This window comes from Desulfovibrio sp. 1188_IL3213, from assembly GCF_036763145.1.
Classification (GTDB): domain Bacteria; phylum Desulfobacterota; class Desulfovibrionia; order Desulfovibrionales; family Desulfovibrionaceae; genus Desulfovibrio.
The window spans coordinates 1-6,203 of the sequence record NZ_JBAIYR010000108.1 but is presented as its reverse complement, the minus strand read 5'-3'; the positions used below and the strand labels follow the sequence as shown (position 1 = coordinate 6,203).

Below are 6,203 nucleotides of genomic sequence, written 5' to 3'. Positions count from 1 at the left end.
CATCATCAACCGCCATGGTGACGGCTTGCTGCCTCAATTCCTGTGAATAACGTCCCCGTGGTGCTTTCGTCATAGAACCTCCTCAATGGATATGGACTATGGCGTCCGTTTTTTCCAGCCTATCTCATTGTCCGCGCAGATGGTGATCGCGGCATTGGGGTATTTCTCGCGGAGCTTTCTGGCCACCGGCTCCAGGTTGCCAGCATCAAAAGCCACGGCCACGGGTTTGCCCGTTGCCATGTGCAGGCTCGCGCCGGTTGCGTAGCCTTCGGAGAGCAGGATTTCCCCTTGGGAGAGATCTTTCCCCGGCTCGGCAATAAGGTGAAAATTGCCGGACTTTTCCATGCCCGGCACGAAGCGTTTTTGCCCATCGGCATCGATGGTCTGCAAGCCGCGCAATTCATCGTCAACGTTGCGTACCGGGATGTGCAGCACGCCTGCCCAATTTTCATGCAGGCCAATGGGCGGAACTCCCTTGGCCTTGAGGTAGGGATGATCCTCATGCGCCTCATTACCCATGTCCCAGGCCGCCTGGCTCATTTCCGCCGCTTCCTTCTGAGCCTGCAAGCGCTGTTCAGCCCGTTCGACCTGCTTTTGGGCGATCTCCTCCCGCTGGGCGTCAATTTCTTCCTTGCTCAGGGCATGGCCGCTGGCCATCCATTTTGCCTTTTCGCCGGAACTGAAGTTCTGCATCCAGCCTGCGGGGCGTTCATCCAGGAAGCCGCAGTATGCGCCGTCCAACTCGCCGCGATTACCGCCAAGGAGCGGCACACGGTGGATAGCGCCATCCATGATCGGAGCCTTGCCGTCCAGATCCAGCCCGACCTGTTTCAGGGCCAGGGCGAATTCTTCCTGTGGCGATAACGTGCGCTTCTGTTCCGGCTTGGGAGCGTTTTCCGGCAACCAGCGGGAAAGTTGGTTCAGATCCGTGCCCTCCGGCGCAAACCAGAGCTTGTTGTCCTTGTCCCATTTCGCTCCCTGCTTTTTGGCCTGGTTCTTTTCCTTGAACGGCACGGCCAGGAAGGTTTTTTCCTTTGCCGGGTTTGCTGGGAGTCCCATTGCAGTGATGCCTTCTTCCTGTTCCAGCGCTTGCGTCGGGCGTTCCAAGGCCTGTTCCTGCGCCACTTCCTTGTTCATTTCCAGTCCCAGGACATATTCTTTGATCTGTTCCGCGTCCCGGCAGGCCCGGACGATTTCATACGGATCATCCTCCAGCGCCTTGATCCAGGAATTGACGTAGGCCGCGTGCTGCTCCGGATCGTGGGGAATGCCGATGTCCTGACCGAGCATCCAGGAGGCGATTTCCGCCCGCAGCTCTTCACGGGCATACATTTCCGAGCCGAACGGGCCGTTTTCCCGATCCAGGCAGCTGGAGTGGCGCGTCCAGTGCCCCAACTCATGCAGGGCCGTGCCGTAATAAAGGCCGGGTTCTTCAAAGTTTTCACGCGGCGGCAGGTGGATGGAGTCTGTGGCGTAACGGTAAAAGGCCCGGTTGCTCTGATCGTGCTTGATATTCGCGCCGGAGGCGTCAAGGATGTTTTCCGCCTTTTCCACCGGCTCCCATTCAAAGGCCTTGTCCGTGAGTTCCACAGGCGGGATGCCGTCAATCTGCTCGGCGTTGAAGACGTGAGCGAAACGCACCAGGGGCTTGTCCAGTTGCACCGTCTGTTTTTCCGGCTTGCCGTCTTCTCCGAGCACGGGTTTGCCGTCCTCACCAAGGCGCTCCTGCTCTTTGGTGAACTGGAAATAGACCACGGGCGTGGCCTTGCTGCCAGGCAGGATGCGCAGACCTTCCTCGTTGGCCTGGCGCAGCGTCATCCAGCGCGGATCGTCATAGCCGGAAAGCGCCAGATGCACCCGGTTCATGCCCCGGTACACTGTGCCGGAGGCCGGATTGTGCGGAGCGGAAAGTGTTTTGCCCGGATGCCAGGGCCATTGCCAGGGAGCTGTTCCGGCCTTCAGATGCTCAATAATCTTTTCCGCAAATTCTTCATGAAAGGGGCGGCGCTTGGCCTTTTCCGGGGTTTCAGGCTTCTTGCTACCGCTCATAGACCGCCTCCCCCTGACCGTTGATGGTAAGCAACGCGTCTTCAATCAAATCTGCCAGCACAATGGCGTCTTCGGTAAACGCGCCCATGTAGTCGGCCACGTCCGGATCGAGCGGGATATACAGCGCCGGATCAGCGGCAAGCTGTTCCGCAGCCGCACGGGCGGCGGCTGCCAGATATTCTTTATGTTGCATGGTCATTCTCCTTTGAGGTTGAAAACAAAAACAGGCTCGACCCGTTGGAGATTTTCCAAGGGAACGAACCCGAAATAACGGCTGTCGAAACTGCCTTCATGATCCGCAAGCACCAGGGCCATTCCCGTCGGAATAACGCCGGAGCGCAGCGCGGAAAGCATGGGCCTCCCCTGGCTGTCCGTAGTGTGGACGGCCAGGGATTCGGCATCTATGAAATCGCCCGGCATACCTGCCAGACGTTTGAGCAAGGGGCGCAGGCCGTTGTTGCAGGAACCGGCCTGAAGGTAGCCGCGTTCACCGGCCAGATCGGCAAACTCGCCGCGCAGGCAAAAGCTGACCAGATCCCCTTTTGCCGGTTCACGCGGCACAACGCGATAGATGCCTTCAGGCAGGGACGGCGTGGGGTTGATGCGCAAACCGGAGGCATGAGCAAGAAGCCCGGCTGCCAGCAGCCACAGAACGGCAAAGAGCCCGCGCCGAATCCGGCTATTCCATGAAATAGCGTTCACTGGCGCTCTCCTGAGTAGGAATGGGTGAGGGTTCCGTGTCCTTGGAGGCGGAAGAAGACGATTTGGCCGTGTACCAGGACGCCGGGCGCGGCTGGTACAGCGAATCGCTGATACCGCTGGGATATGCGGTATTCAGGCCGGGAACCGGCACCTTGGAGCGTGACGAAAAGACGGGATCAAAGAAGTACAGGATCTGCCGACCGTAAATCGGAGATTGGCCTGCCGTGAACACCAGCATATCGCTCGGCTTGATGACGCGGCCCTGGCTGTCCTTTTCCGGGCCGGGCAGTCGCATGCACTCGTCAGGTGTGAGCAGCGGCCTGGCAGTTTCCGTCACGTTGACCGAGGCGTTTTTCATGTGCCCGGTGCGCGAGCCGGAGAGCGACACCTTTTCCTCCACCACCGTTGTCTTGCCGGTCATGTCCGAAAGTGTCTTGGCCGTTTCAATGGTGTTGGGCGCGTAAGCGATTCGCACATGGCAGTTGGCCATGAGCGCGTTTTCCTTGCCGTACACGGCGTTGAGCTGGGTAATGTCCTGAACGATGATGTAGACCTTGCCGCCGTAACCGGCGATGTAGGCCAGGGCCTTTTCCATGATCGGCAACTTGCCGAGGCTCGTGAACTCGTCCAGGAGGAGCAGCAGGCGATGCTTGTAGCTCGCTTTGCTGGAGCCGTCAGCGAACTCCATTTTCGCGCAGATGCGCCGCACAATCATATCCACCATAAGCCGGAGTAGCGGGCGCATCCGGTCAATGTCCGCCGGGGAAATCACCAGGTACAGGTTCACCGGCTTTTCATGGTTCATCAGGTCATCAATGCGAAAGTCGCAATGGCCGGTGTTCAGCGCCACCACGGGATCGCGGTACAGCGCCAGATTGGTCAGAGCTGTGGAAACAACGCCGCTTGCTTCGTTCTCGGCCTTGTTCGTCAAGCGAAAATATCTAACTGGAATTTCTAGATAAAAATAGGAGGAACTGAAATTGTACCAGCTATCGTACCAGCACTTTCAGCGGGTACAGGTGGCTTTTACTGGACAATTTTGGACTGAACGTGGATGCGTGCAGGAGGCACTGTAGAATTGAAAGGCGGCACCCAGCATTTTGCGGTTGCCGTCTTTCGTCTGCCTCAGAGAAAAGAGCCACGGGGAAACAAGCTTATTCCGCTTGTCGGGCAGCCTCTTCGGCAACTTCGTTGAAAATATCTCTGAGCCAGGAGTGCCCTTTATCTTCTCGTGAGCGAGGATGCCACACAAGGCCGTATGTATATGTTCCCGCCTCCACCGGAGGGGTAAGGAGGGGCGTTTCGGCAAGTTCAGGCATTGCAGCGGCGAGACGGTATGGCAGGGTCAGAATCATGTCAGTGTTTTCAATGGATTTCGCGGCCACTACAAAATGAGGAATGACAGCCGCCACACGGCGCTTATGCCCCTTTTTCGACAGAGCAGCGTCAACATCGGAGTATGCATTCGTCAGTGAGGCAACAACCATATGCGGCGAATCCAGATACTCTTTAAGAGACAACGTACTCTGCTTGGCGAGGCGGCTTTTCTTCCCCGCTATACACACAAGTTTTTCTTGAAACAAAGGAGAAACGCAAAGGTCTTTATATACTGAATCCATTATGCAGCAGCCAAAATGGATATTGCCGCTCATGAGGTGCGATGCAATGAGGTGGTGATCTGCCGACGAGAAAAATAGATCGACGCTTGGTGCCTCCTGGCGAACACGAGCAAGGAGGGGTGATAGCAACAGGTATGTTCCATAGTCGGAGATGGCGATGCGGAATGTTCGCTTCATCGTGACTGCGCTCCAGCCGTCTCCAGGGTTCAAAACGGCATTGGCATGGTGAAGCGCCTTTTCAAGGTCATCCCGCAGTTCAAGCGCTTTTGCTGTAGGACGTATTCCACGCCTTTCCTGAATGAACAGGTCGTCGTCAAGCATGAGACGCAGTTTGGACAATGCGTGGCTGACCGCCGACTGGCTCATGGACAACTTGTGCGCAGCGCGGGTTACGCTTTGCTCCACAAGCAGTTCATGGAGTACGACCAGAAGATTCAAGTTTATATCTCTCAAGGTATGCATGAAAATAATTCCACCAATGAAATAATGCCATTAGGTATCCATGATGTTAATGGATAATATACAACCTGTAAACCAACGCATTGCCCGATGGCAGAGAGCATCGAGCAAAAAAGGAGACGGTATGCAGGATAAAACAGCGCTTTTTGTTTTGATTCCCGAATACGCGGATTGGGAGCCAGCGCTTTTAGCCGCTGGTTTGCGCTGGGGATTTGGCCTTTGGAGTAATCCATATGCAGTAAAAACGGTTTCGCTCACGAAAGAGCCGGTGCCCTCCATCGGAGGATTCAGTATCACACCAGACTATAGCTTTGATGACGCACCCGAAAAGTTTGCCGCGCTCATTCTTGTGGGTGGAACTGCTTGGCACAAACCGGATGCCAAAAAAGTTATCCCTTTGGTGCGTAGGGCTCTCGCGCAAAAAGCGGTTCTCGGCGCTATCTGTGACGCATCTGTTTTTCTTGCCGTGCATGGCTTTTTAAATAGATTGTCCCACACATTCATCGACCAATCTGTGTTGTCCGGCGAGGCCAAAGGAGAATACTCCGGCGAAGCATACTTTGAAAATAAACAGTCTGTGTGCTGCGGGAACATCATAACAGCCAAACCCACAGGGTATGTGGAATTCGCAACGGATGTTCTCTCTGCATTGCAGGTGTCAGACGAAAATAAAATCAATAGCTTCTATCAAATTTGTAAAACAGGAGATTGCTCAATCCTGCTGAATCACGATTAATTTCAAATTTGAGTAATTCGTCCAAGCTGCTGCGCACAGCAAGGCGTCCAACATCAGCATACCGCATGGCGTATGCATCTGGTGCCTTTTGTGTAGAGCGTCCTAGGTATGGCAGAATAAAGGCTGCATACCCTTGGGCGAACCAACGCCATCGTCTTATGGAGAAAAGGCGATAAAATCAGTGACGTAGTGTGCGCCATACGCGGCCTGCTCCAACCTCCAAGGAGTTTGGAAATGGCAAAACGTACTTACAATCATGTGGCACTGGAAGATTTTGAAATCAAGGCTCAAGAGTTCATCAGTCTGGCTTTTGAACTTTGTGAACGGGAACTACGCGAACACAGGCGGAATCAGGCAGAGGCCGGTAAAGCATTACAGTTCTCCATGCTCTCTGTGCTGAATAGTATCAAAGCATTCCGGGCTATCGTTCAAATAAAGCCTGAATAACCCTTTCATCCCGGCGCTTGCGGAAACGTGAGCGCCGTTCTTTTTTATGCGTTGAGCGAAGCGAAAAAAGGAACCCCCCGGCCTAGCCGGGGGTTCTTCATATGCGCCTGTAAGGCTTTCTTACCAGCCGCGCCCTAACAGGCGCACGGGCGATCTGACATTTGCATTTCTGTTACTTGCGGCCCGTAAAC

The 6,203-nt window shown here is 55.1% G+C and carries 7 protein-coding genes; 2 read left to right on the top strand and 5 right to left on the bottom strand.

Features of this window, described 5'->3' with window-relative positions; translation table 11 throughout:
* Positions 1–96: 96 nt before the first annotated feature.
* The 5 genes from V6C16_RS06395 to V6C16_RS06375 form a co-directional block, all read right to left on the bottom strand.
* A complete protein-coding gene (locus tag V6C16_RS06395) occupies positions 97–2,049 on the bottom strand; it encodes a zincin-like metallopeptidase domain-containing protein (protein WP_333535509.1) in 1,953 nt (650 codons plus the stop codon).
* Positions 2,039–2,242, bottom strand: a complete 204-nt coding sequence (locus V6C16_RS06390) for a hypothetical protein (protein ID WP_333535510.1) — start codon at positions 2,240–2,242, stop codon at positions 2,039–2,041. The genes V6C16_RS06395 and V6C16_RS06390 overlap by 11 nt, the downstream gene beginning before the upstream one ends.
* Positions 2,243–2,244: 2 nt before the next feature.
* Complete coding sequence (traF, locus tag V6C16_RS06385; protein ID WP_333535511.1) at positions 2,245–2,751, bottom strand: conjugative transfer signal peptidase TraF; 507 nt, start codon at positions 2,749–2,751, stop codon at positions 2,245–2,247.
* Positions 2,729–3,682, bottom strand: a complete 954-nt coding sequence (locus V6C16_RS06380; protein ID WP_333535512.1) for a type IV secretory system conjugative DNA transfer family protein — start codon at positions 3,680–3,682, stop codon at positions 2,729–2,731. The genes traF and V6C16_RS06380 overlap by 23 nt, the downstream gene beginning before the upstream one ends.
* A gap of 223 nt (positions 3,683–3,905) precedes the next feature.
* Positions 3,906–4,808 (bottom strand): LysR family transcriptional regulator, encoded by a 903-nt coding sequence (locus V6C16_RS06375; protein WP_333535513.1) that lies wholly within the window; start codon positions 4,806–4,808, stop codon positions 3,906–3,908.
* A 145-nt stretch (positions 4,809–4,953) separates the two neighbouring features.
* Here V6C16_RS06375 and V6C16_RS06370 point away from each other — a divergent pair, with 145 nt between their 5' ends.
* Both V6C16_RS06370 and V6C16_RS06365 read left to right on the top strand, forming a co-directional pair.
* Positions 4,954–5,565 carry a DJ-1/PfpI family protein gene (locus tag V6C16_RS06370; protein WP_333535514.1) on the top strand — a complete coding sequence of 204 codons (612 nt, stop codon included), beginning with the start codon at positions 4,954–4,956 and terminating at the stop codon, positions 5,563–5,565.
* A 234-nt stretch (positions 5,566–5,799) separates the two neighbouring features.
* Entirely contained in the window at positions 5,800–6,012 is a 213-nt protein-coding gene (locus V6C16_RS06365) for a hypothetical protein (RefSeq protein WP_333535515.1), read from the top strand.
* The last annotated feature ends 191 nt before the right edge of the window (positions 6,013–6,203 follow it).